Raw genomic sequence first — 26,423 nt, 5'->3', positions numbered from 1 at the left:
TACGCTCTCAGCGTGCCGGCTGAAGATCAGCATTCGGGTCGACGGCGGCCCGGGGAGCTCGAAGCGGCGATTCTCCGCGTCCTGGTCGGGGCCGACCGTCCGCTGACGTCACGCGAGGTGCTGGACCGGTTTCCCGACGGGCCGGGCCTGGCCTACAGCACCATCGTGACGATCCTGACCCGGATGTACGAGAAGGAGATGGTCGCCCGGTATCGGGAGGGCCGCTCGTTTCGTTACGCGCCCCTCACCGACGGTGCCTCGTTGACGGCGGGGCGCATGACTGCGCTGCTGGACACCGAGCACGACCACGCCACGGTGCTGCGACGCTTCGTCAACGGGTTGCGGCCCGGCGACGAGGAGCTGCTGCGCCGGCTGCTGCGCGACTCCGGGCCGGACTGATGGCGGTGCGCCGCGTCATCGGCGTTCGAGCCGCGCGGCGTGCAGCAGCTCACCGAGGTCGTACACGCATTCGCCCGTCCAGAACATCGAACTGACCGCGACCGCCGCGGGCGCGACGACCAGCAGGGCGGACCGCCGGCTGCGCGGGGCGATCAGGGAGGCGACGCGTCGCGGGACCGCCCCCGCCTGTCGCATGTCGCGGTCGGTGGGGACCATCCGGAGGCCGACCGCGCGCCTCGGGTGGACGCCGACCAGGGCCGCCGCGGCGATGGCCCGGGCCACCGCCGCCCGGTTTCCGAGGGTGGTCGCGGCGTGCTCGTCGGCGGCCCGCTCGACCAGGTAGTCCATCCGCCGGGCGAGCCACCAGAACACCGGATGGACCGCGGCGGAGAGCCGGACGACCTGCACGAGCCGGTGGTGCCGCTGCGTCAGGTGGGCGCGTTCGTGGGCGAGGAGCGCGGCGAACTGGGTGTCGTCGAGGGCTTCGCGCATGCCGGCGGTGACGACGATGCGGCCCGCGCCGCCGGTGGGGACCGCGAAGGCCTCCGGCCGCGGGTCGTCGAGGATCGTCAGCTGACCGTCCTCTGTGGGCAGGTCCGCGAAGCGGCGCGCGAAGGCGAGGTCGCGGCGGTATGCCCGCCAGGTCCACGCCATCCCGGCGAAGGTGGTCAGCAGCATGGTCAGCGACAGCCAGGAAACCCAGGGCACGTATGCCGTGTCGGCGCGGACGAACTCGTCGGAGACCCCGAGGAGGGCCGCCACCATGGGCAGTTCGGCGAGGGCCTTCAGCGCGAACATGGTCAGGTTGATCATGCAGGCGAGTGCGGTGGCCGCCATGGAGGCGACGAAGAACAGCAGGGCGGCATCGGGGCGCAGCCGGTCGGCGAGGAACCGGATCGCCACGGCGACGGCGACCGGGCACACTGCCACTGACCAGACGAAGTGGTCGAACACGACCGGGTCCTCCCCAGGATCTTGGTCAATTTCCCGCGGTACGGCGACGCGGATCGCCCGGACGGGCGACCGGCACGACGATGGGGGTGCCGACCTCCGGATCCGGGATGATCCGGCAGTCCAGGCCGAACACCTCGGCGATGAGCGCCTCGGTGACGATGTCCGACGGGTCGCCGTGTGCGACGATCCGCCCGTCGCGCATCACGACGAGGTTGGTGGCGTAGCGGCAGGCCTGGTTGATGTCGTGCAGGACGACGGCGAGCGTCGAGCCCTGCTCGTGCAGGTCCGCGCACAGGTTGAGCACCTCGACCTGGTGGGCGATGTCCAGGAAGGTGGTCGGCTCGTCCAGCAGCAGGATCGAGGTCTCCTGGGCGAGGACCATGGCCAGCCACACGCGCTGCCGCTGCCCGCCGGAGAGTTCGTCGACGACGCGGTGCGCGAGCTCGCTGACGCCGGTGCGGGCCATCGCGGCGGCGACGACCTGCTGGTCGTGCGGGGACCATTGGCGCAGCATGCTCTGGTGCGGATAGCGGCCGCGGGCGACCAGGTCGCCGACGGTGATGCCGCCCGGCACGAGCGAGCTCTGCGGCAGCAGGCCGAGTTCGCGCGCCACGTGCTTGGTGGAGTACGCGGAGATGGCCTGACCGTCGAGCCAGACGCTGCCGGTCCGCGGCCGGATGAGCCGGGCGAGGGCCTTCAGGAGGGTGGACTTGCCGCAGGCGTTGGGGCCGATGACGACGGTGAACGAGCCGTCGGGCACGGTCAGGTCGAGGTCGGCGGCCACGACCCGTTCTTCGTAGCCGATCGTCACGCCGCGCGCCTGCAGCCGGCCGGCGTGCGCGCTCGGCACCGCGGGCTGTATCGCCATGGATTTCATCGCCGTCACCATCCTTTGCGCCACTCACGGCCGAGCAGCCAGATCAGGTAGATCCCGCCGACGGCGGCGGTGGTCACCCCGGCCGGCAGCCGCAGCGATCCGAACAGTTGCTGCCCGGCCAGGTCCGCGCCGGCGAGCAGGACCGCGCCGGTCAGGGCGGCGGGCAGCAGCGGTGGGGTACCGGAGCGCACGAGGCGGGCCGCGATCTGCGGCGCGGCCAGGGCGACGAAGGCGATCGGGCCGGCGGCCGCGGTCGCCACGGCGGTGAGGGCCACCCCGCCGAGCAGCAGGCCGAGGGTGACCTTCCCGGACCACAGGCCGAGCGCGGAGGCGGTGTCGGCGCCGAGCTCCAGCATCGCCAGGCTCCGGCTCATCGCCAGGACGGCGGGCAGCAGCACGACCAGCGACGCCCACAGCGGCACGACGTGTTCCCAGCTGCGGCCGTTGACGCTGCCGAGCAGCCAGAGCTGGGCGATCTGGGCTTCGCGCAGCGACGCGCGGCTGAGCAGGTACGTGTTGACGGAGGTGAGCATGGCGCTGACGCCGATACCGACCAGGATCAGCCGGAACCCGGCGACGCCGCGGCGGTAGGACAGCAGGTAGACCGCCGCGGCTGACAGCACGCCTCCGATCACGGCGGCGGCGGCGACCTCGACCGTGGTGGCGCGCAGCAGCAGGATCGCCAGGACGGCGCCGGTGGCCGAGCCGTTGGTGAAGCCGATGACGTCGGGGCTGCCGAGCGGGTTGCGGGTGATGCTCTGGAAGACCGCGCCGGCGGTGCCGAGCGCGGCGCCGACGCCGATGGCGACGAGCAGGCGCGGCAGGCGGAAGCGGCGCACGACGACGTCGAGGCCGGGCGGGCCGCCGCCGAAGAGCGCGTCGATGACCTCCGGCACGGTCGCCTCGTAGTCGCCGGTGGTCAGGGTGACGACGCCGACGATCGTCAGCACGGCGAGGAGTGCGAGGCCGACGAGCAGCGCGCGGGGGCGCAGCCGGACCGAGAGGCTGAAGGGTCGCAGGACGACGCCGGAGATCGGCCGGGGGCCGGTGTGGGTGCTCACAGCTGGGCGATCCGGGTGCGTCGGCACAGGGCGATGAACACGGGGGCGCCGACGAGGGCCATGACGATGCCGACCTCGAGCTCTCCCGGGGCGACGACGACGCGGCCGAGGACGTCGGCGCCGAGGACGAGGATCGGTGCCAGGACCGCGGAGTACGGCAGGACCCAGGCGTTGTCGGGGCCGGTGATCATCCGGGCGACGTGCGGGACGGTCAGCCCGACGAAGCCGATGGGGCCGGCGGCGGCGGTGGCGGCGCCGCAGAGCAGGGTGACGGCGAGCGCGCCGGCGAGCCGGACGTGCCCGGCGCGGGCGCCGAGGGCGCGGCCGGTGTCCTCGCCGAGGGCGAGGACGTTGAGACCGCGGCCGAGCAGCAGCGCGAGCACGGCGCCGGTGAGGATGAACGGTGCCAGCTGCCACAGCACGTCGAAGCCACGGTTGGCGAGCGAGCCCACGACCCAGAACCGGAACCGGTCGAACGCCTGGCCGTTGAGCAGGAGCACGGCGCTGATGAACGCGCCCAGCGCCGCACTGACGGCGGCACCGGCGACGACGATGCGTTCCGGGGTCGCGGCCCGGCCGCTGGCGCCCAGGGTGTAGACGATCACCGAGGCGGCCAGCGCGCCGGCGAAGGCGAACCAGACGTAGCCGGACGGTGCGGTGACGCCGAAGAAGGCGATGCCGGTGACGATGGCGGTGGATGCGCCGATCTCGACGCCCATCAGGCCGGGGTCGGCGAGCGGGTTGCGGGTCAGTGCCTGCATGAGGGCGCCCGCGAGGCCGAGGGCGGCGCCGACGAGGACGGCGAGGATGCCGCGGGGCAGGCGCAGGGCGCGCACGATGTAGGCGTCGTCGCTGCCGTCGTCGTGGCCGAGGGCCTGCCAGACGGTGGTGGCGTCGATGTGCCGGGCGCCGACGGCGAGGCTCACCGCGAACAGGGCGGCGAGGACCAGCACGGCGGCGGCGAGCCCCAGGAGACGGCGAGGGGCGGCCCGGGCGGTGGCCACCTTCGTGCCTGTCACCGCGACCTCCACCACCACTCGCACCACGACCCGGCGACTGAGGTTACCCTAACCTTGCCTTGGATCGACAGTGTGTGGACGAAAGCGCGGGTGAGGTCGATGAACGTCGACGGCGGTACGCTGCTCCGGCGTTCGATGCTGGCACATCGCGGCCGCATCGTCGCCTCCGCGGCGCTGTACACCGGCCATCAGGCCGGTGAGGCGCTCGTGCCGGTGCTGATCGGCGTCGTCATCGACCGCGCGGTGCGCACCGGCGATCCCGCCGCACTGGGACTGTGGCTCGCGGTGCTGGCCGCGACGTTCGTGATGCTGTCGCTGAGCTGGCGGTTCGGCACCCGGGTCGGCACGGTCGGCGGCGCCCGCGCGGACCGCTCGCTGCGGCTGGCGGTCACCGCCACGGCACTGGACCGCCGCGAGAGCACCCTGCTGCCCGGCGCGCTGGTCAGCATCGCCACCGGCGACGCCCGCCGCACCGCCATGGTCAACTTCCAGGCACCGCACGGCGTCGCCGCGGTCTTCGGCGTCGCCGTCGCCAGCACCGCCCTGCTGGTCATGTCGGTCCCGCTCGGGCTGCTCATCCTGCTGGGCACCCCACCGATGCTGTACGTGGTGAAGCTGCTGAGCGCCCCGCTGGAACGGCGCAGCGCCGACCAGCAGGAACAGGCCGCCCAGGCCGCGGGCGTGGCCGCCGACCTCGTCCAGGGCATCCGGGTGATCAAGGGCATCGGGGCGGAGCACGCGGCCGCCGCCCGGTACCGGTCGATCAGCCGCGCCTCGCTGATCGCGACCCTGCACACCGCCCGCGCCGAGGCCGGTTACAACGGCTCCGTGATCGTCGTCAACGGTCTCTTCCTCGCCGTCGTCGCGCTCGTCGGCGGCCGGCTCGCCGCCGCCGGGGACATCACCGTCGGTCAGCTCGTCTCCGCCGTCGGACTCGCGCAGTTCCTGCTCGGCCCGCTTGGGACATTCGGCGAGATCATCGCCGCGATCGCCGGTGGACGCGCCTCCGCCGCCCGGATCGCCGGGGTCACCGGCGACCGCGCCTCCTCCCCCACCGCCGACCCGCCGGCCGTCCTCGGGCGCCTGCGCCTGCGCGGCACAGGCGGGCCCGGCGTCCGCGGCGTCGACCTCGACGTGGCCGCGGGTGAGCTGATCGGCGTGGTCGCCGAGCCGGTCGCGGCGGGCACGCTGCTGCGGATCCTCGGCCGCGAGTCCGACCCCACGCACGGCACGGTGACCGTCGACGACATCGACGCCGAAGACCTCGCGCCGCCGGCCTGGCGGTCGGTCGTGCTCGCCTCCCCGCACGACGCGGACCTGTTCGACGGCAGCGTCGAGGCCAACATCCGCGCCGGCCGACCGGGCGACATCACCGCAGCGGTCGCCGCGGCGCAGGTGGAGCAGGTCGCGGCCGTCCTCCCCGACGGCCTCGCCACCGCCGTCACCGGCCGCGGCCGGTCGCTGTCCGGCGGGCAGCGTCAACGCGTCGCGCTCGCCCGCGCGCTGCACGCCGACCCGGCGGTCCTGGTCCTGCACGATCCGACGACCGCCGTCGACGCCGTCACCGAGGCCGCCATCGCCGCGGGCCTGCGCGCCGCCCGGACCGGCCGGACCACCGTCGTGCTGACCACCAGCCCGGCGCTGCTGGCCGCCGCCGACCGGGTCGTGTTCCTCGCCGGCGGGGTCGTCGCCGCCGAAGGCTCGCACGCGGACCTGCTGCGGACCCGACCCGCCTACCGGGAACTGGTGCTGTCATGACGCTCCCCCCGCCCGCGCCGGCCGACGCGGACGCCGGCCACAGGGTCCTGCTGCCGATCGCCGGCCCGGCCCGCACCCTGGCCGCCCTGCGGGCGATGGTGCTGCGCCACCCGCTCCTCACCGCCGGATCCGCGGTGACGTTGCTGCTCGCCGCGGCGCTCAGCCTGGTGACCGCGCCGCTGCTGGGCCGGGTCGTCGACCTCGCCGCCACCGGTGCCGCCGCCGGCCGGATCACCGGTCCGGTGCTGCTGCTGGCCGGATCGGCGATCGGCCAGGGCGCCCTGGCGTTCGCCGGGCTCCAGCTGATCTCCCGCCTCGGTGAGCTGGTCCTCGCCGCGATCCGCGACGAGTTCGTCGAGCACGCGCTGCACCTGCCGCTGGAGCGGATCGAACAGGGCGGCGCCGGCGACCTGACCTCACGCATCACCGAGGACGTCGCGATGATCAGCCAGGCCGTGCGCGGCGCGTTCCCGGAGTTCGTGCAGTCGGCGCTGATCATCACCTTGACCCTGGTCGGGCTGACCGCCCTGGACTGGCGCTTCGGCGCCGCCGCGCTGCTCGCGGTCCCCGTGCAGGCCGTCACCGCCCGCTGGTACGTCCGCCGGTCCGCGCCGCTGTACGCCGACCGGCGGGTCGCCGCCGGCGCCGAGCAGCAACAGCTGCTCGACACGATCGGTGGCGCGCAGACCGTCCGGGCGTTCGGGCTGCGCGACGAACACCTCGGGCACGTGGCGGACCGCGTCGACCGCAGCATCGACCTGTTGTACCGGGTCGTCCGGCTCCAGACACGGTTCTTCGGGCGGCTCAACCTCGCCGAGGTCGTCGGCCTGACCGCCGTCCTGGCCACCGGGTTCCTGCTGGTCGACGCGGGCACGGCGAGCATCGGCGCGGCCAGCGCCGCCGCCCTGTACTTCGCGAACCTGTTCGGGCCGATCAACACGGTGCTGTTCCTGCTCGACACGCTGCAGTCGGCGCACGCGAGCCTGGCCCGCCTCGTCGGCGTCACCGACCTGCCCGCCGAGCAGCGGCCACAGCACAGCACCGTCCCGGCCGACGGCGCGGTGAAGGCGTCCGGTCTGCGCTACGCGTACCTGCCGGGACATCCGGTGCTGCACGACATCGACCTGGACATCCCGGCCGGCAGCACCGTCGCGCTCGTCGGCGCCAGCGGTGGCGGCAAGACCACCCTCGCCAAGCTCCTGGCAGGCGTGCACGAGCCGGCCGGCGGCAGCATCCACGTGGGCGGGGTGCCGCTGGCGGAGCTCGACGCGGAGACGCTGCGCCGTGCGGTCGTCCTCGTTTCCCAGGAGGTCCACGTCTTCGCCGGCCCGCTCGCCGAGGACCTGCGGCTCGCCGCCGCCGGCGCCACCGACGAGGACCTCGACCGGGCGCTGCGCACCGTGGGGGCGCGGGACTGGGTGGCGGCGCTGCCCGACGGCCCGCAGACGGTCGTCGGCGCCGGCGGGCACGAGCTGACCGTGGTGCAGGCGCAGCAGCTGGCCCTGGCGCGGGTGCTGCTCGCCGACCCGCTCGTGGCGATCCTCGACGAGGCCACCGCCGACGCCGGCAGCAGCGGCGCCCGGGTGCTGGAAGCGGCCACCACCCGGGTCCTGCGGGGGCGCACCGGCATCGTCGTCGCGCACAGGCTCACCCAGGCCTCGGCCGCGGACCTCGTGTTCGTCATCGACGACGGCCGGATCGTGGAGAGCGGCCCGCACGCCGACCTGGTCGCGGCCGGCGGCGGCTACGCCCGGCTGTGGGCCGCGTGGTCCGCCGGACGGGCGGACCACGCGTGACGGCTACTCAGTCGCGCGGCGCGTCCGACGGCTCGGCCATCGCGACCGCGATCTTCCGCGGGCCGGTGAACGGCTCCCGGCCGTGCGCGACCGACATGTTGTCGACCAGGACGAGGTCGTCGCGCTGGTAGTCGAAGCGGGTCGACGCGGCCCGGTAGCACTGGCGCAGATGGGCGACCACGTCGTCGGGAATCGTGCCGCCGTCGCCGTAGAAGGAGTTGTTCGGCAGGCCGCCGGGGCCGTACACGTCCAGCAGCGCCTCGCGGACCTCGGCCGGCAGGCTGCTGTCGTGGAAGATCACGATATGGTTGAACCACACCGGTGACCCGTCCGCGGGGTGCTTGTGGACCGCGTCGCGGACGGCGGTGGTCCGCAGCCCGTCCCCGGACGCCGACCACCGCACGGCGATGTCACCGGCGGCGCACTGCCGCTCGACGTCGTCGCGGCTGCCGGTGTTGAACGCGGTGCGCCACCGCAGGCCGATGTCGTCGCCGTAGTTGCGCACGACCATCCACCGGCGCCGCTGGAACTCCTCACGGACCGCCGGGTCGACCAGGTCGTACACGTGCCGCACCGAGGCGAGCGGGGTCGCGCCGAGCGTCGCCGGTGGCTCGACGCAGTGGAAGAACAGCGTCAGCGGCCACACCTTCTGGTACGACATCTCCGTGTGCAGGGGGATTTCCTCCTGCGGCGGGTACTCCGTGGAGGTGTAGACGTTGCCCTGGATCACGCTGCGCGGCGATGACTGCTCGGTGTAGGACAGCGGCTCGCCGGCGACCGCCCGCACGCCCGCCGCGAGCCCGTCGGCGCCGCCGACGTCGAAGCCGCGCAGCAGCACCGCGCCGCGGGTGGCCAGATGGTCCCGGATCTGCGCCCGGTCCCGGGTGAGCACGTCCGTGACCGGACCCGCGCCCTCGATGGTGACCAGGAAGTCCTTGCCGGTCATGGGGTTCCCTTCTGGATGGGCTCCGCCGGGCGGCCGTCGCGACCGCCCGGCGGCGTACGAATCACTTACTTGCCGGCGGCGGCGACGAGTTTGGGGACGATGGCGTCGAGGGCGAACGGGATGCTGAGCGTCGACGGGAACGCCAGCGACAGCGCGGTGCCGACCTCGAGGGGCACGTAGGCGCCCCGCTTCACCGCGGCGAGGTTCTGGAACAGCCGGTCGCCTTCGACCTTGGCGCGCTCTTCCGCGGTACGGAAGGAGAACAGCACCACGTCAGCGTCGATGAGCTGCGTGTTCTCCTGGGCGACGACCGCCCGTCCGGCGAGGCCGGCCTGCGGCAGGGTGGTGACGGACTTCGACAGCGTGAGCCCGAGCTGGGAGATGAACTGCGCCGACGCGTCGGTCGGCAGGATGATCGTGGCGAGGGCGCCCTCACCGTTGAGGAGGTTGAACGTGAACGTCTTGCCGGCCAGCTTCGCCGTGTTGTCCTGCTTGACCTTGGCGATCTGCGCCTCGACGTCGGTGACGAGCTTGGCGGCCTCGGCGGAGCGGCCCAGTGCCAGGCCGATCCGCTTGACCCTGGTCTGCCAGGAGTCCTCGGCGACGTCGACCTCGTAGGACAGCGTCGGCGCGATCGCCTTGAGGTTGGCGTAGTCGTCGGCGAGGCTGTAGCTGTCGGTGGCCAGGATGAGGTCCGGGCGCAGCGCGGCGATCTGCTCGAAGGGCAGGTTGTCCTCGTAGGACAGCTGCTTGGGTGCGGCGGCGCCCTTCAGCTTCGCCTCGACCCACGGCGGCAGGCCCGAGTCGAAGTTCGACGCCGGGGTGATGCCGACCGGGACGACGCCGAGGGACACGGCCTCGTCGATGTCGCGCATGAACCCGACCGTGACGACCTTCTGCGGCTTCGCCGGGATGACGGCGTCGCCCTCGGCGCCCTTGATGGTCACCGGGAACGTGTCGGCGGAGCCGCCGGACGATGCGCCGCCGGCCGGGGCCGCGGGCTCCGCGTCCTTGTCCGTGCCGCAGCCGGCCAGCCCGGCGACCAGCGCACCTGAGGCCAGCCCGAACAGGGAGCGCCGGGTGAGCGGCTTGAGGATCTCCGTCATCTACGTGTGCCTTTCTGCATCTTTTTCGGGCCCGGCCGCGAACGCCGCGGCCGAGATGGGGCCGATCACCCGGACGGCCGGTGGGGACAGCAGGTCCTCGTGGCCGAAGGGGACCGGGTGCACGGTGAGGCTCCCGGCGACGTACGGGGCCCACGTCCGCGGATCCGGGCCGGTCGTGCCGTCGTCGGGCCGGGCCTGGACGAACACCACGTCGCCGCCGAACACGTCGGGGGTGCCGGAGCTGTCCACAGTGGAGGCGGCGAGCATGCTCGTGGCGAGCGCGTCGATCCGGTCGGCGGTGAGGCCCGCGAGCACCCCGCCGTGCCGTGCGGCGATGCGGTGGACGTCGCCGGCGGTGACCGTGTCCGGGTCGAGGCCGCCGGTGTCGTACCCGGCCCGCCGCAGCCAGACGTGCAGGAACCTCGACAGGGCCACGGCGCCGGGCACGGGGGACGCGTCGTCGGCAGGCCCGGGGTAGCCGTCGAGCAGCACGATCACCGGCACCTCGCGGCCCTGGCGGTGCAGGGCACAGCCGACGGCGTGGGCGAGCACCGCGCCCAGCGACCAGCCCAGCAGCAGCACCGGCCCGTTCGGGGCGGCGGCGGTGATCGCGGCGGTGTACCGCTCCACGAGCCCGGCGAACGTCACGCCGCTGCCGGTCGCGGTGGCCTGCAGCCCGTACACGGGACGCTGCGGATGCTGGTGGCCGACGAGTGCGGCGTAGGACCAGCTCAGACCCAGTGCCGGCGGGAGGCAGAACAGCGGGGCGGCGGCGCCGGTGTCCCGCAGCCGCAGCAGTTCGTCGAACGCGCCGTCGGGGACGGACTCCCCGGACAGCGCGGCGGCGATCCCGGCCGGCGTCGGGGTGCGGAACACGGCCCGGACGGGCAGCGCCGCACCGAGTTCGGCCCGGATCCGGGCGACGAGCCGGGCGGCGAGCAGCGAGTGGCCGCCGAGGGCGAAGAACGAGTCGTCGACGCCCGCGTCGGGCACGCCGAGCAGATCGGCGAAGATCGCGCAGACCGCCTTCTCCTCGGCGGTTGCCGGCTGCCGGGTCGACGTGCCCGCGAAGTCCGGCGCCGGCAGCCCACGGCGGTCGAGTTTGCCGTTCGGCAGGGTCGGCAGCGCCGGCAGGACCACGATCGCGGCGGGCACGAGGTGGTCCGGCAGCCGCGCCGCGAGCCGCTCGCGCAGCTCGGCGCCGGTGACGCCGGAGCCCGTGACGTAGCCGACGAGGCGGGTCGCGGCGCCGTCCCGGCGGGCGACGACGACGGCCTGGGCGACGCCGCGCAGCGCGCCGAGGACGGCTTCGATCTCGGCGGGTTCGACCCGGTGGCCGCGGATCTTCACCTGGTCGTCGGCGCGGCCGAGGAACTCGATCGTCCCGGCCGCGGTCCGGCGGGCCAGGTCGCCGGTGCGGTACAGCCGGTCGCCGCCGCCGGACGGGTCGGCCACGAACCGGGTCGCGGTCTCCGCGGCGCGGCCGAGGTAGCCGCGGGCGACGCCGGCCCCGGCGACGTACAGCTCGCCGGGGACGCCGGTCGCGACGGGCCGCAGGGCGGCGTCGAGGACGTAGGCGGCGAGGCCGGCGACCGGGCGGCCGATGTGCGCGCCGACGCCTGCCTCGATCGGGGTCCACAGCGCGTCGACGGTGCATTCGGTGGGGCCGTAGAAGTTGAGGGCGTGCACACCTTCCGCCGAGGCGAGGCGGTCCCACAGCGGGCCGCCGACCGCTTCGGCGCCGGTGGCGATCACGGACGGCGGGTGCGGCAGGGTGAGCAGGCCGTCGGCGACGAGCAGTTCGAGCAGCGACGGCGGCACGTCGATGAAGTCGATGCGGTGGGCGTCGATGTGGGCGACCATCGCCGCGGGGTCGCCCATGAGGTCGTCGGGCAGGACGTGCATGGTGTGCCCGCCGAGCATCCAGACGAGCGGGTCGACGGAGCCGTCGAACGCGAACGACAGCGAGTTGAGCACCCGCAGCCGTCGGCCGCCGAGCCGCGCCGACGCCGGCTCCATGACGGCCCGGCGGTGTGCCAGGGCGAGGTTGACCAGGCCGGTGTGGGTGGCGACGACACCTTTCGGGCGGCCGGAGGAGCCGGAGGTGAACACGATGTAGGCGGCCGTGTCCGGTGCCGCCGGTCCTCGGGGGGTGGCCGTGCCCGTCCACGAGGCGGGGTCGGCGGCCGCGACGGTGCCGTCCGGTGCGCCGGTCTCGGTGATGACGACCGCGGGCCGGGCCTGCTCCAGGACCGCGGCGATCCGCTCCGCCGGGTAGGTGGGGTCGACCGGGACGACCACACCGCCGGCCTTCCACACGGCGGCCATCGCGAGGGGTACCGACGCCGACCGTGGCAACAGCAGCGCCACGGGGACCTCGGGGCCGACGCCGAGGCCGGCCAGGTGCGCGGCGAGCCGGTCGGCGCGCGCGTCCAGCTCCGCGAAGGTCAGCGACCCGCGGGCGTCGACGACGGCGACCGCGTCGGGGGCCGTGGCGACCTGCTCGGCGAGGAGGTCGACGGCGGTCCGGCCCTGATGCGTCGCCGGGACCGGCGGGGCGGCCGGGTCCAGTTCGGTCGGGTCGAGCAGGTCGATCCGGCCGATGGGCAGGTCGTCGGGGGCGGCGACGAACGCGGCGAGGACGCGCCGCAGCCGCCGCCGGACCGTCTCGGCCGCCGCCGGCGTCACCCGGTCGGGGCGGACCTCGAGGAAGAGCCCGACCCGTGGGCCCGGCTCGACGACGAGGGCGAGGGGGTAGTGGGTGGTGTCGGTGGTGTCGACGCCGCTGACCCGCAGGTCCATCGCGGCGCGGACCCGGTCGATCGCGTCGTCGTCGACCGGGTAGGACTCGACGACGACGAGGGTGTCGAACAGGTCGCCGAGCCCGGCCGCGGCCTGGATCTCGCCGAGGCCGAGGTGGTGGTGCTCGACGGTGCCGGCCTGCGCGGCGTGCAGGGCCCGCAGCAGCCCGCCGACGCTGTCGCCGGGGCGGATCCGCACGCGGACGGGCACGGTGTTGATGAACAGCCCGACCATGCCGTCCACGCCGGGCAGGTCCGCGGGGCGGCCGGACACGGTCAGGCCGAACACGACGTCGTCGGCGCCGGTCAGCGCGCCGAGCGTGACGCCCCACGCGGCCTGCACGACGGTGCCGGTGGTGACGCCGTGCCGGCGGGCGAGGCCGGCGATCCCGGTCGCGACGGCGTCGTCGAGGTCGACCCGGCCGGTGGTGACGGGCCCGGCGGCGAGGGTGTCGCCGCGAGGGGCCGGCGCGACCAGGGTCGGCGCGGTCAGCCCGTCGAGGGCCTGCGCCCACGCTGCCCTGGACGCGGCCGGGTCGCGGCGGCGCAGCCAGGCCAGGAAGTCGCGGAACGGTGTGACCCTCGGCAGCGGGGTTCCGGCGTACAGGGCGAAGAGATCCCGCAGCAGCAGCGGCGCGGACCACCCGTCGAGCAGGATGTGGTGGCTGGTCATGACGAGCCGGTGCGTGTCCGGTCCGGTGCGGGCGAGCAGGAACCGCAGCAGCGGCGGCTCGTCCATCGCGAACGGGGTGGCCCGGTCGGCTTCCAGCGCCCGGTCGAGATCGCCGTCGAGATCGCCGTCGATCACCCGCCATGGCACGGTGACGGTGCGCAGCACGACCTGGACCGCGCCGGCGGCGTCGGCGACGAACGCGGCTCGCAGGTTGGCGTGCCGGGCGACGAGCGCGTCCGCCGCGGCGCGCAGCCGGGCCACGTCGAGGGGTCCGGTGAGGTCCAGCGACGTCTGCACCAGGTAGGCGTCGGCGCCGAGCATCGCGTGGAACAGCAGGCCTTCCTGCAGCGGCGCGAGCGGGAGGACCTCCTCCACGTTGGATCTGCTCATGCGGTGCGCCACCTCGCTTCGAAGCCGTCGAGGCGGTCCTGGTCGATGCTGACGAGGGCCATGTCCGACGGGGTGTGTCCGCCGGCGTCGCCGGCGGCGACGTGCCGGGTGAGCGCTTCTAGGGCGGCGCGCCAGGCGTCGGCGAGGGCGGTGACCGTCCCGGCGTCGAGCAGGCCGACGGGATACGACCAGGTGGCCCGCAGGACCGGCCCGTCGGCGGTGACCTCGGTGAGGGCGGTGATCTCCAGGTCCGCCGCGGCCGGCGCCCGCGGGTCGGTGACCCCGGCGAGGCCGGCGAACTCCGCGGCCTGCGTCCACGGGCCACGTTCGGTGGTCCCGTCGTACCGGCCGAGGTAGTTGAACAGGATCCGCGGGCCGCGCGGCCGGGCGAGCACGGGTGCGGTGCGCTCGTTGAGCCGGCTGAGCAGTCCGTAGCCGATGCCGCGGTCCGGTGCGGCCCGTAGCCGCTCCTTGACGGCTTTCACCGCGTCGCCGGCGGCCGGGCCACCGGCGAGGGCGTCGTCGACGTCGACGCCGGTCAGGTCGAGGCGCACCGGGTAGGTGGTGGTGCACCAGCCGACGGTCCGGTGCAGATCCGCGCCGGGCACGACCTGCTCCTCCCGGCCGTGGCTCTCCAGGTCGACGAGCACGTCCGCGCAGTCGTGCCCGCGGCCGCGCCGCCAGGCGGTCACGGCGAGGCCGAGCGCGGTGAGCAGCACGTCGTCGGGTCCGGCGTGGAACGCCTCCGGCACGCCGGTGAGGACCGCCCGCGACACGTCGGGGGTGAGCCGGACCGCGACGTCCCGCACGGTGGCCTGGACGTCGACGGCGGGGTCGATGGCGCGGCGGCCGAGGTCCGGCTCCCGCCCCGCGAGGGTGCCGGCCCAGGTCGCCAGCTCCGCCGTGCGGGCCGGGTCCTTCGCCGCGTCGTGCAGGCCCTGGGTCCAGCCGCGGAACGAGGTCCCGGCCGGGGCGAGCGGCTGGGACCGGTAGGCGGCGGCGAGGTCGGGCAGCAGGATCCGCCACGACACGCCGTCGACGACGAGGTGGTGGGCGACGATGAGGACCCGTCCGCCGCGGTGGCCGCCGTCGACCCAGACGACCTGGAGCATGACCCCGGCGAAGGGGTCGAGCCGGTCGGCGGCCGCGTCGACCTCGGCGCGCATCGCGGCCATGGCCGCCTCGCCGGCCCAGTCACCGTCGAAGGTGACCTTCCGCACGACGCCGGTGGCCGTCGCGTGCGCGGGTGGCACGGTCAACGTGAGGTCGGCGCTCAGCACGGCCCGCAGCATGGCGTGGTGCGCGACGACCGCGTCGACGGCCGCGGTCAGCGCCGGCAGGTCCAGGTCCGCGGGGGCTTCCACGACGGCGGTCTGCGCGAAGCGGCGCCGCAGCCCGTCCCGCTCCAGGACGGCGAGCATCACTGGTGTCAACGGCACCGGGCCGGCTGCGCTGTCCTCGACGGCCGGCCGGGCCGCTTCCCGCTTCCGCGCGGCGACGCGGGCGAGGTCCGCGACGGTCCGCTGCTCGAAGACGTCGCGGGGGGAGATCGGCAGGCCGGCGGCGCGGGCCTTCGCGACGAGCTGGATCGACACGATGCTGTCGCCGCCGAGGGCGAAGAACGAGTCGTCGACGCCGACGCTCGGCACGCCGAGGACGTCGGCGAACAGGTCACACATGAGCTGATCGTCGGCGGTGCCGGCGGCCTGCTGGGTGCCGCGCAGCACCGGCTCGGGCAGCGCCCGCCGGTCGACCTTCCCCGCCGCGGTCAGCGGGATCGTGTCCAGCACCTGCAGTGTCGCCGGGATCATGTGCTCCGGCAGCCGCTCGCCGAGCCACGTCGTCACCTCGACGGGGTCGGCGCGGTGTCCCGGCCTGCTCACGACGTAGCCGGCGAGCTGGGTGGCGCCGCTCGGCCCCTTGCGGGCCACGACGACGGCCTGCCGGACCGTCTGGTGCTCGCCGAGGGCGGCCTCGATCTCCTGCAGCTCCACCCGCATGCCGCGGACCTTCACCTGGTGGTCGGCGCGGCCGAGGAACTCCAGGGTGCCGTCGGCGGTCCACCGGGCGAGGTCGCCGGTGCGGTACAGCCTGGCGCCCGGCGTCCACGGGTCGGCGACGAACCGGGCGGCGGTCTGCCGCGGGTCGCCGACGTAGCCGCGGCCGAGCGGCAGCCCGCCGGTGTACAGCTCACCGCCGACGCCGGCGGGCACCGGGTTGAGGGCCTCGTCGAGGATGTGGATGCGGGTGTTCGGGTTGGGCCGGCCGATGCTGATCCCGTGCCGGTCCTCGCCGTCGCGGTAGAACTGGTGGCTGACACCGATGGTCGCCTCGGCGGGGCCGTAACCGTGGTACATGACGGCGTCGAGCCGGGCCCGGAACCGGGCGAACAGCTCCGGGGTGAGTGCCTCGCCGCCGCACCACACGTGCTTCAGGGTGCCGGTGACGCCGTCGATCCCGGGCAGTTGCAGCAGCATGTCGAGCATCGACGCGACGAGGTACGTGAAGCTGACCCGGTGCCGGGCCATGAGGCCGAGGAGGTATTCGACGTCGCGTTCGCCGCCGGGCTTGGCGATGACGAGGGTCGCGCCGGTGACGAGGGGCAGGAAGATCTCGTTGAGGGAGATGTCGAAGCTGAACGGGGCCTTGAACAGGGCCGCGTCGCCGGGTCCGAAGCCGAGCATCTCCCGCTGCCACAGCAGCCGCGCCGCGATCGCCCGGTGGCAGATCATGGCGCCCTTCGGTGTGCCGGTGGACCCGGAGGTGTAGATGACGTACGCGAGCCCGTCACCGTGCAGGGGCGCCTGCGGCACCTTGTCCGCGGCGGGCAGAGAGCCGGCGAGGAGCACCGGCACGTCCAGGGGCGGCAGGCCTTCGCCGTCGAGGCTGATGACGGCCCGCAGCCGGGCGGTCGCGTCGATGTCGGCGATGCGCCGGGTCGGCCAGGACGGTTCGAGGGGCACGAACGCGGCGCCGGTCCGCTGGATGCCGAGCACCGCCGCGACGAGCTCCAGGCCGCGGTCGAGGTGCACGCCGACGATGTCCTCGCCGCCGATGCCGTGGGCGTGCAGTGCCGCTGCGACGGCGTCGGCCCGCCGGTCGAGCTCGGCGTAGGTGAGGCTCCGTTCGCCGTCGACGACGGCGAGCGCGTCCGGGGTGCTCGCGGCCCGCGCTGCGAAGAGGCCGGGGACCGTGACGTCCGGCACCGGTGCGGCGGTGTCGTTCCAGCCGAAAATGAGCCGCTCGCGTTCGGCGGGGTCGAGAACGTCCACTGCGGAAAGTCGCGTGTCGGGGTGCTCGGCGAAGGTGCGCAGGACCCGGCCGAGCCGGTCGGCGAGGACGTGGACGGTGTCGTCGTCGAACAGGTCGGTGTCGTATTCGATGAATCCGTCGAACCCGCCGTCGGCGCCGGGTCCGACGTTGACGGCGAGGTCGAACTTCGCTCCGGCGGTGCCGGTCGCCGCGACAGGGGTGGCGGTGACGCCCTCGAAGCCTCCGGCGGCGCGTGGCCCGGCGTTGCGGAAGTCGACCATCGTCTGGAAGAGCGGGTGCCGGCCGGCGACCCGTTCGGGGTTGACGGCGTCGACGACCCGGTCGAAGGGGACGTCGGCGTGCGCGTAGGCCGCGAGGGCGGTCTCCCGGCAGCGGCCGAGCAGCTGCCGCAGGGTCGGGTCGCCGGTCAGGTCGGCGCGGAGCACGACGGTGTTGACGAAGAAGCCGACCATGTCCTGCACGGCCTCGGTGTCGCGGCCCGCGGCGAGCGCGCCGAGCGGGATGTCGGTGCCGGCGCCGAGCTTGTGCAGCAGCGCGGCGACCGCGCTGTGGACGGTCATGAAGTCGGTTGCCCGTTCCGCCCGGGCGGCGCGGCGCAGCGCGGCGACGACGTCGGCGGGCACGGTGAAGCGGAGCACGCCGCCGCGGCTGCCGGCCGCCGCGGACCGGGGGCGGTCCGTGGGCAGCGGCACCGCCCCGGGCAGGTCGGCGAGGGTGCCCGCCCAGTGCCGCAGCTGCGCGGCGGCGAGGCTCCCGGGGTCGGCCGGGTCGCCGAGGACCTCGTCCTGCCAGAGCGTGTAGTCGGCGTACTGGGCCGGCAGCGGCGCCCACGCGGGTGCGGTGCCGGTCCGGCGGGCGGCGTACGCCTCGGTGAGGTCGGCGAGCAGCGGCTCCAACGACCACTCGTCGGTGGCGATGTGGTGCGCGACGAGGACGAACAGCTGCGCTGCCGGGGCGACCCGTAGCAGCGTCGCCCGGATCGGCACCTCGGACCGCAGGTCGAACGGGACCGCGACCGCTTCGGCGGCGTCCGCCTCGGTGCCGTCGCGCTCGTCGAGGGTGACCGTGGCGTCGTGGAGGATCACCTGGTGCGGGGTGCCGCCGTCGTCGGGGAACACGGTCCGCAGGCTCTCGTGCCGGGCGACGACGTCGTTCAGCGCGGCCCGCAGCGCGGCGGTGTCGAGCGTCCCGGTGAGCCGCACGACGAACGGCACGTTGTAGGTGCCCGACGGGCCGTCGAGCCGGTCGAGGAACCACAGCCGCCGCTGCGCCGCCGACAGCGGGATCCTCGCGGGGCGTTCCCTGCGGGTCAGCGCCGGACGTCTGCTGTCGGCGGCGGTGGTACCGAGGTGCGCGGCGAGCCGGGCGACGCTCGGGTGGTCGAACACGGCACGCAGCGACACGCCGTCGCCGAACCGGGACCGGATCCGTGACACCAGCCGGGCAGCGAGCAGCGAGTGGCCGCCGAGGTCGAAGAACGAGTCGTCGGCGCCGACGGACCCGACCCCGAGCACGGCCGCGAACAGTTCGGCGAGCTGCGCCTCCGGGCCCGGTGCGGGTGCCCGGCCGGTGGGTGCGGCGGCGAAGTCGGGTGCGGGCAGCGCGCCGCGGTCGACCTTGCCGTTCGGGGTGACGGGCAGCGCGTCGAGGCACAGGATCGCGGCGGGCACCAGGTGGTCGGGCAGGGTCGTGGTGAGCGCGGTGCGCAGCGCCGCCGGGTCGAGCGGGGTGCGTGCGGTGACGTAGCCGACGAGCCGGGTCACGCCGCCGTCGGTGCGGGCGACGACGACCGCCTGCGCGACGTCCGGCAGCGCGGCGAGCGCGGCCTGTGCCTCGCCCGGCTCGACGCGGAAGCCGCGGATCTTCACCTGGTCGTCGGTGCGGCCGAGGAACTCGACCGTGCCGGTGCGGGTCCAGCGGGCCACGTCGCCGGTGCGGTACAGCCGGCCACCGGCGGTGAACGGGTCGGCGACGAACCGTGCGGCGGTCTCCGTGGGCCGGCCGCCGTAGCCGCGGGCGACGCCGGCGCCGGCGATGTACAGCTCCCCCGCGACGCCCGGCGGGACGAGGCCGAGGCGTTCGTCGAGGACGTAGGCGCGCGTCCCGGCGACGGGCCGGCCGATGTGGCTGGTCTCCCCGGCGGTGATCCGGGTCCACAGCGCGTCGACGGTGCCTTCGGTGGGGCCGTAGAAGTTGAGGGCGGTGACACCGTCGGCGGCGGCGAGGGTGTCCCACAGCGGCTGGCTGACGGCCTCGGCGCCGGTCGCCACGATCCGCGGCCGGTGCGCACCGGTGAGCAGGCCTTCGTCGATGGCGAGCTCGAGCAGCGACGGCGGCAGGTCGACGTGGTCGAGGCGGTGCCGGCGGACGTGCTCGACGATGCCGGCGGGGTCGCCCATCAGCGCGGCCGGCAGGATGTGCAGCTCGTGCCCGGCCAGCATCCAGGTCAGCGGGTCGAACGAGCCGTCGAACGCGAACGACATCGCGTGCAGGATGCGCAGCGGGCCCGCTCGCATGACGTCCGCGCGGTGGGCGAGGGCCAGGTTGGCGAGCCCGCCGTGGGTGGCGACGACCCCCTTGGGCCGGCCGGTGGACCCTGACGTGAACAGCAGGTACGCGGCCGAGTCGGGCCCGGCGGGCCCGGTGCGCCGCCGGTGCCCGGTCCACTGCCCGGTCCACGCCGCCGGGGCGTCGCCGGGCACGACCGGCCCGGTGAAGCCGGGTGCGGCGGCGGGTGCGGTGGCAGATGCGGTGGCGGCGACGACGATCGCCGGGGCGGCGTCGCTGAGGACGGCGGCGATCCGGCCGGCGGGGTGCGTGGGGTCGACCGGCACGAGCATCGCGCCCGTCTTCCACACCGCCAGCATCGCCGCGACGGTGTGCGCGGAGCGGGGCAGGAGCACCGCGACCGGCACCTCGGGTCCGGCGCCGAGCGCGGCGAGGTGCCCGGCGAGCCGGTCGCTGCGCTCGTCGAGCTCCGCGAACGTCCACCGGTCCTCGCCGCAGACCACGGCGGTGGCGGCGGGTGCGGCGGCGACCCGTTCGGCGAACAACGCCGTGGCGGTCCCGGTACGGCCCGGGGTGGCGTTCCAGCCCGCGGTGAGCCGGTCCCGCTCCCCCGGCGTCAGGATGTCCATTGTGGACACACGGATGTCCGGGTCGGTGCCGAGGGCGTGCAGGACGGCGGTCAGCCGGGCGAGGAGGGTCTCGACGGTGTCGCGGTCGAAGCGGCCGGTGTCGTACTCGGCGGACCCGCGCAGCACGCCCGTCGCCGGGTCGAGGGTGAACCCGAGCGCGAGGTCGAACTTCGCGGTCGCCGGGTCGCCCGCGTCGAGCGGCTCCGCCCGCAAGCCGTCGAGGCCGGCGGCGCCGCCGGCGGGGTTCCAGAAGTCGACAAGGGTCTGGAACAGCGGGTGCCGACCGGCCGACCGGGCCGGGTTGACGGCCGCGACGACCTCGTCGAACGGCACGTCGGCGTGCGCGTAGGCGTCCAGTGCGGTGCGCCGGACCCGGTCGAGCAGCTCCCGCAGCGTCGGGTCACCGGACACGTCGGCGCGCAGCACGACCGTGTTGACGAAGAACCCGACGACGTCGTCGAGGGCCCGCTCGGACCGGCCGGCGACGAGCGCGCCGAGCGGCACGTCGTCGCCCGCCCCGAGCCGGTGCAGCAGCGCCGCGACGGCGGCGTGGACCAGCATCAGGTCGCTGGCACCGGCGGCGGCCGCGACCGCTCGCACGGCGGCGGTCGGGCCGGCCGGGATCTCGATGCGGACCCGCCCGGCGGCGCCGGGCCGTCCGGCCGGCCGGTCGGCGGGCATCTCGACCGCCTCGGGCAGCCCGGCGAGCGTGCCCCGCCAGTGCGACAACTGACGGTCCCGGAGACTGCCGGGTCCGTCGCCGAGCACCGCCTTGTGCCACAGGGTGTAGTCGGCGTACTGGACGGGCAGCGGCACCCAGCCGGGTGCGGTCCCCCGCCGACGGGCGGCGTAGGCGGCGGCGAGGTCGCGCAGCAGCGGCCCGGTCGACCAGTCGTCGCCGGCGATGTGGTGCACGACGAGCATCAGGACGTGTTCGGCGGGGGCGACGCGCAGCACGGTCACCCGGACCGGGATCTCGGTCTCCAGGTCGATCGTCGCCGCCGCGAGTTCGGCGAGCCCGGCCGTCACCGCGGCCGGCGGGGCGTCGCGGACCGCGAACGGCACCTCCGCGTGCCGGAGGATCCGCTGGTACGGCACGTCGTCCTTGGACGGGTAGACGGTCCTGAGGCTCTCGTGCCGGGCGGCGACGTCGTCGAACGCCGCACGGAGCGCGTCGATGTCCAGCGGGCCGTGCAGCCGCGCGGCGAACGGCAGGTTGTAGGCGGCGGACGGACCTTCCAGGCGGTGCAGGAACCACAGCCGGCGCTGGGCCGCGGACAGTTCCAGGCGCTCCGGTCGCGGCAGTGCGCCGAGTGCGGGGCGGCGCCGGGTCGAGGTGCCCAGGCTGTCGAGACGGTCGAGGTGCGCGGCGAGGTCCGCCACGGTCGGCCGGTCGAAGATGACCCTGATCGACAGGTCGGCGCCGAACTCGGCCCGGAGCCGGGCGATGAGGCGGGTCGCCAGCAGCGAGTGCCCGCCGAGCGCGAAGAACGAGTCGTCGGCACCGACCGGGCCGCCGCCGAGGGTGGCCTCGAACAGCTCGCACAGCAGCCGTTCGGTGGCGGTGGCGGGTGCGCGGGCGGTGACGGCGGCCGCGAAGTCCGGTGCGGGCAGCGCCCGGCGGTCGAGTTTGCCGTTCGGCGTGGCCGGCAGCCGGTCCAGCACGACGATCGCGTCCGGCACCAGGTGCGCGGGCAGCAGCCGGCCGAGTTCACCGCGCAACCGCCGCGGTTCGGCGCTCACGCCGGTGACGTAGCCGACGAGGCGTGGCACGCCGCCGTCCTGGCGGGCGACGACGGCGGCCCGGTCGACGCCGGGCAGACCGGCGAGGACCGCTTCGACCTCGCCGGGCTCGACCCGGAACCCGCGGATCTTCACCTGGTCGTCGGCGCGGCCGAGGAACTCGATGGTTCCGGTGGCGGTCCAGCGCACGAGGTCGCCGGTGCGGTACAGGCGGCCGCCGCCGCCGGCCGGGTCGGCGACGAACCGGGCGGCGGTCTCGCCGGGACGGCCCGCATACCCGCGGGCGAGACCCGCGCCCGCCAGGTACAGCTCACCCGGAACGCCCACGGCGACGGGTGCGAGCCCGTGGTCGAGGACGTGCACCCGGATGCCGGCGACGGGCCGGCCGATGTGCGGCGCGACGCCGCCGGTGATCGGTGTCCACACCGCGTCGACGGCGCATTCGGTCGGGCCGTAGAAGTTCAGGGCGGTGACGTCGCCGGCGGCGGCGAGCGCGTCCCAGACCTTGCCGGTGACGGCTTCCGCGCCGGTGGCGATGACGGACGGCACGTGCCCGCCGGTCAGCAGGCCGTCGGTGAGCATGACCTCCAGCAGCGACGGCGGCACGTCGGTCATGTCGATGCGTTCGGCGCGGATGTGCTCGACGATCCGGGCGGCGTCGCCCATCAGGTCGTCGGGCAGGACGTGCATCGCGTGGCCGGCGAGCATCCACACGAACGGGTCGAGGGTGCCGTCGAACGCGAACGACAGCACGTTGAGCACCCGCAGCCGGCGACCGGCGCGGGCCGCGGCCGGTTCGATGACGGCGGCACGGTGCGCGAGGGCGAGGTTCGCGAGACCGCCGTGGGTGCCGATGACGCCCTTCGGCCGGCCGGTCGACCCGGACGTGAACACGATGTAGGCGGCGGACAGCGGTCCGGCCGGGCCGCGGCGGGGCGCGTCGCCGGTCCAGGTGTCCGGGCGGTCGGCGGCGACCGTCGGGCCGTGGTGCGCGGCGCGGCGGTCCCGGACCGCGTCGCAGGTCACGACGACGGCCGGCGCGGCCTCAGCCAGGACCGTGGCGACCCGCTCCGCGGGATGGCCGGGGTCGACGAGGACGGCGGCGGCGCCGGCCTTCCACGCGGCCAGCATCGCGACGACGACGTCGGTCGACCGGGGCAGGACGATCCCGACGCGGGTCTCCGGTCCGGCGCCCAGCGACGCGAGGTGACCGGCGAGCCGGTCGGCGCGGGCGTCGAGGGCGGCGAACGTCAGCGACACGGTGCCGCACACGACGGCGACGGCGGCGGGGCCGGCGGCGACCTGCTCGGCGAACAGGTCCAGCGCGGTCCGCGGCGGCGGGGCCGCGGCGGTGCCGCCCCACCGGGCGAGGTCGGCGCGTTCGTCGGCGGTCAGCAGGTCGAGGCCCGCGATCGGGGCGTCGGGCCGCTCGGCGAACAGGGCCAGCAGCGCCAGCACGCGGCGCAGCGTCGCGGCGACGACGGGCCGGTCGAAGACGTCGGCGCGGTACTCCAGCTTGACCCGCACGACGTCGGCGTCGGGCATCAGCATGAACGTCATCGGGTAGTGCGTGTAGCCGCGGGACCAGCCGACCTCGGCGTGCAGCCCACCGGACGCGGCGGGGTCGAGCAGGCCGGCGGTGTCGAGGGGGAACGTCTCGAACACCATGAGGGTGTCGAACAGCGGCCCGGTGACGCCGGTGACCCGCCGGACGGCGTTGAGGCCGAGGTGCTGGTGCTCCAGGACGGTCGTCTGGGCGTGGTGCAGCCGGGCGAGGAGCTGCCGTGGCGTGTCCGACGGCGCCCAGCGGACCCGCACCGGCACGGTGTTGATGAACAGTCCGACCATGTCCTCGACCCCGGCGAGCTCCGGCGGGCGGCCGGACACGGTGGTGCCGAAGACGACGTCGTCGCGGCCGGTGAGCCGGCCCAGGGTGATGCCCCACGCGGCGGTGATGAGGGTGTTGAGGGTGACGCCGCAGCCGCGTGCGGTGCGCTCCAGGCCTCGGGCGAGGCCGGCGGGCACGACGTCGAAGACCTCGTCGGGGACGACGGAACCTTCCAGGGTGCGGTGGCCGGCGAGCAGGGTCGGCTCGTCGACGCCGTCGAGGACCTCGGCCCACGCGGCGGTGGACGCGTCCGTGTCGCGGGCGGCGAGCCAGGACAGGAAGTCGGCGTAGGGGCGCGGCCGGGCGGGCAGCGCCGCACCCTGGTACAGGGCGAACAGGTCCCGCACGAGCAGCGGCGTCGACCAGCCGTCCAGCACGAGGTGGTGGTTGGTGACGACGAGCCGGTGCTCGTGCTCGCCGAGGGTCACGAGGGTGAGGCGCAGCAGCGGCGGGGCGGCGAGGTCGAAGCGGGCGGCGCGGTCCGCGGTGAGGAACGCCTCCAGTTCCGCGGCGCCGGTCATCGTCAGGACGGTCAGCGCGGGTTCGGCGTGGTCGAGGACGATCTGCACCGGGTCGCTGCTGTCGTCACCGAACGCGGTGCGCAGCATCGGGTGCCGGGCGATGAGGGCCGCGGCGGCGGCGCGGAGGCGGGGCACGTCGACCGGTCCGGTGAGGGCGACGACGAGCTGCACCGAGTAGAGGTCGACGGCGTCGGCGTCGAACAGGGCGTGGAAGAGCAGGCCCTCTTGCAGCGGTGACAGCGGCAGCACGTCGGCGAGGGCCGGGTGGCGGGCCTCCCAGCGGTCGATGTCGGCCTGGGTGGCGCGCAGCAGCGGCAGGTCCGAGGGGGTCCGGCCGCCTGCTCCGGCCCCGGCGACGTGCGCGGCGAACCCGGCGAGCGCAGCACCCCACAGGGCGGCGAGCCGGGCCACGTCCGCCTCGGTGAACACGCCGCGGGCATGGCGCAGCAGCAGGTCGAGGCGCGGGCCGTCGCGCTCGTCGCGGGCCACGATGTTGGCGACGAGGGCGGCACCGGCGGGCAGGCCGGGGTCGGCGGCCGGCAGCACGCCGCCGAACGCGTGCCGGGCGAAGCCGATCGGGTCGGGGGCGTCGTCCGGGGCGGCGACGCGGCCGACGTAGTTGAAGAGGATCTGCGGCTCGGGGTAGGCGCTCAGCTCCGCGGCGGTGTCCGGGTGCAGGAAGCGCAGCAGACCGTAGCCGGCGCCCCGGTCCGGCAGCGAGCGCAGGTGTTCCTTGACCCGTTTGAGCAGGACGCCCGCGGCGGCGCCACCGGCGAACGCGTCGGTGAGGTCGAGGCCGGTGGTGTCGAGCCGCACCGGGTACTGGGTGGTGAACCAGCCGACGGTGCGGGCCAGGTCGGCGCCGGGGACGAGGTGCTGTTCGCGGCCGTGTGCCTCGACCCCGACGACCGTGGACGTCGTGTCGGCACCGCGTTCGGTGCCCCACCGGGCGATCGCGAGGCCGAGCGCGGCGAGCAGCACGTCGTCGGCGCCGGCGTGGAACGCGGCCGGGAGGGTGGTGAGGACGGCGTGGGAGACGTCGGCGGGCAGCGTCGCGGTCGTCTCCGCGACGGTGGCGCGGGTGTCGGCGGCCGGGTCGAGGCGGCGCGCGCCGAGGGTCGGGTCGGCTCCGGCGAGGACGCGTCGCCAGACGTCGAGCTCGCCGGTGCGGTGCGCCGCGTGCTCCCGCAGCCGCCGCGCCCACGACCGGAACGAGGTGTGCACCGGCGCCGGTTCGCCGCCGGCGAGGGCGGTGCCGAGGTCCTCGGCGAGGATCCGGCACGAGTACCCGTCGGTGGCCAGGTGGTGGCAGGTCAGCAGCAGGCTGCCGGCGGCCCCGGAGGCGGCGGGGACGGCGGCGTCCGCGGCCTCGAACCAGGTCGCCTGGACGAGGACGCCGGCGGACCGGTCGAGCCGGGCGACGGCGGCGGCGTGCTCACGGCGCAGGAGGTCCCCGTCGGCCGGGTCGGACGTGACGCAGCGCAGCACGTCCGCGGCGCGGACCGTGCCGGCGGGGAGCACCTCGAGCCGCCGTCCCTCGGCGCTGTCGGCGCTGTCGGCGCTGTCGGCGCTGTCGGCACTGTCGGTGAGGCGGGCGCGCAGCATGTCGTGGCGGTCGAGGACGGCCTGCACGGCGCGGGTGACGTCGTCGAGGCCGAGACCGGCGGCGACCGGGACGGCGACCGCCTGCGAGAACTGTTCGAACGGGCCGCCCCGGCCGAGGAACGCGCGCATGATCGGGGTCAGTTCGACGTCGCCGACGCCGTCCGCGGGTCCTTCGGCAGCGGCGGCGGCCGGGGTGCTGACCGCGGCGAGCTGGGCGACGGTCCGCAGCTCGAACACCTGCCGCGGGGTGAACGTCAGGCCGGCCCTGCGGGCCCGGCCGACGAGCTGGATGGAGGTGATGCTGTCGCCGCCGAGCTCGAAGAACGAGTCGTCGACGCCGACCGGCCCGCCGCCGAGGACCTCGGCGAACACGTCGGCGAGGAGTTCCTCGGCCGGGTTCTGCGGGGCGCGGCCGGCGGCCCGCCCGGCGGTGAGGTCGGGTGCGGGCAGCGCCCGGCGGTCGAGCTTGCCGTTGG

Annotated in this window: 11 protein-coding genes (1 of these 11 running past the window's edge); 3 read left to right on the top strand and 8 right to left on the bottom strand. The window is 75.2% G+C overall.

Features of this window, described 5'->3' with window-relative positions; all coding sequences use genetic code 11:
• Positions 1–12: 12 nt before the first annotated feature.
• On the top strand, positions 13–399 hold the full coding sequence (locus tag ABZS58_RS11675; RefSeq protein ID WP_354780268.1) for a BlaI/MecI/CopY family transcriptional regulator: 387 nt from the start codon (positions 13–15) through the stop codon (positions 397–399).
• Between the two features lie 15 nt (positions 400–414).
• Here ABZS58_RS11675 and ABZS58_RS11670 read toward each other — a convergent pair whose 3' ends face one another.
• From ABZS58_RS11670 to ABZS58_RS11655, 4 genes are read right to left on the bottom strand one after another with little or no spacing between them, the layout of a single operon-like run.
• A complete protein-coding gene (locus tag ABZS58_RS11670) occupies positions 415–1,353 on the bottom strand; it encodes a M56 family metallopeptidase (protein WP_354780266.1) in 939 nt (312 codons plus the stop codon).
• A gap of 25 nt (positions 1,354–1,378) precedes the next feature.
• A complete protein-coding gene (locus tag ABZS58_RS11665) occupies positions 1,379–2,221 on the bottom strand; it encodes an ABC transporter ATP-binding protein (protein WP_354780264.1) in 843 nt (280 codons plus the stop codon).
• Positions 2,222–2,235: 14 nt separating this feature from the next.
• Entirely contained in the window at positions 2,236–3,291 is a 1,056-nt protein-coding gene (locus tag ABZS58_RS11660; protein ID WP_354780262.1) for an iron chelate uptake ABC transporter family permease subunit, read from the bottom strand.
• Positions 3,288–4,244, bottom strand: coding sequence for an iron chelate uptake ABC transporter family permease subunit (locus ABZS58_RS11655; RefSeq protein WP_354780573.1), 957 nt, complete (start codon positions 4,242–4,244; stop codon positions 3,288–3,290). Before ABZS58_RS11655 ends, ABZS58_RS11660 begins: the two co-directional genes overlap by 4 nt.
• Positions 4,245–4,445: 201 nt before the next feature.
• On the opposite strand from ABZS58_RS11655, the gene ABZS58_RS11650 reads away from it, so the two are divergent.
• Both ABZS58_RS11650 and ABZS58_RS11645 read left to right on the top strand, forming a co-directional pair.
• Positions 4,446–6,068 (top strand): ABC transporter ATP-binding protein, encoded by a 1,623-nt coding sequence (locus tag ABZS58_RS11650; RefSeq protein WP_354780260.1) that lies wholly within the window; start codon positions 4,446–4,448, stop codon positions 6,066–6,068.
• Positions 6,065–7,864, top strand: coding sequence for an ABC transporter ATP-binding protein (locus tag ABZS58_RS11645; RefSeq protein WP_354780258.1), 1,800 nt, complete (start codon positions 6,065–6,067; stop codon positions 7,862–7,864). The genes ABZS58_RS11650 and ABZS58_RS11645 overlap by 4 nt, the downstream gene beginning before the upstream one ends.
• 7 nt (positions 7,865–7,871) lie before the next feature.
• Here ABZS58_RS11645 and ABZS58_RS11640 read toward each other — a convergent pair whose 3' ends face one another.
• The 4 genes from ABZS58_RS11640 to ABZS58_RS11625 form a co-directional block, all read right to left on the bottom strand.
• The gene (locus tag ABZS58_RS11640; RefSeq protein WP_354780256.1) at positions 7,872–8,810 is read right to left on the bottom strand and encodes a TauD/TfdA family dioxygenase; all 939 of its coding nucleotides are present in this window, start codon (positions 8,808–8,810) and stop codon (positions 7,872–7,874) included.
• A gap of 65 nt (positions 8,811–8,875) precedes the next feature.
• Positions 8,876–9,916 carry an ABC transporter substrate-binding protein gene (locus ABZS58_RS11635; RefSeq protein ID WP_354780254.1) on the bottom strand — a complete coding sequence of 347 codons (1,041 nt, stop codon included), beginning with the start codon at positions 9,914–9,916 and terminating at the stop codon, positions 8,876–8,878.
• Complete coding sequence (locus ABZS58_RS11630) at positions 9,917–13,780, bottom strand: amino acid adenylation domain-containing protein (RefSeq protein WP_354780252.1); 3,864 nt, start codon at positions 13,778–13,780, stop codon at positions 9,917–9,919.
• Positions 13,777–26,423 carry the 3' portion of an amino acid adenylation domain-containing protein gene (locus tag ABZS58_RS11625; RefSeq protein ID WP_354780250.1) on the bottom strand. It continues 2,809 nt past the right edge of the window, so the window shows 12,647 of its 15,456 coding nt (coding positions 2,810–15,456); its start codon lies off the right edge, out of view; it ends in the stop codon at positions 13,777–13,779. Before ABZS58_RS11625 ends, ABZS58_RS11630 begins: the two co-directional genes overlap by 4 nt.

The sequence above is a fragment of the Dactylosporangium sp. NPDC005555 genome (genome assembly GCF_040605635.1).
GTDB lineage: Bacteria > Actinomycetota > Actinomycetes > Mycobacteriales > Micromonosporaceae > Dactylosporangium.
The sequence above is the reverse complement of the archived record's forward strand: the minus strand, read 5'-3'. Positions and strand labels throughout refer to the sequence as shown.

Bases quoted from the DNA above. Each gene is read 5' to 3' on its own strand.
- ABZS58_RS11665 (WP_354780264.1), bottom strand. From the start codon at position 2,221: ATGGCGATACAGCCCGCGGTGCCGAGCGCGCACGCCGGCCGGCTGCAG.
- ABZS58_RS11640 (WP_354780256.1), bottom strand. From the start codon at position 8,810: ATGACCGGCAAGGACTTCCTGGTCACCATCGAGGGCGCGGGTCCGGTC.
- ABZS58_RS11630 (WP_354780252.1), bottom strand. From the start codon at position 13,780: ATGAGCAGATCCAACGTGGAGGAGGTCCTCCCGCTCGCGCCGCTGCAG.
- ABZS58_RS11650 (WP_354780260.1), top strand. From the start codon at position 4,446: ATGCTGGCACATCGCGGCCGCATCGTCGCCTCCGCGGCGCTGTACACC.
- ABZS58_RS11635 (WP_354780254.1), bottom strand. From the start codon at position 9,916: ATGACGGAGATCCTCAAGCCGCTCACCCGGCGCTCCCTGTTCGGGCTG.
- ABZS58_RS11645 (WP_354780258.1), top strand. From the start codon at position 6,065: ATGACGCTCCCCCCGCCCGCGCCGGCCGACGCGGACGCCGGCCACAGG.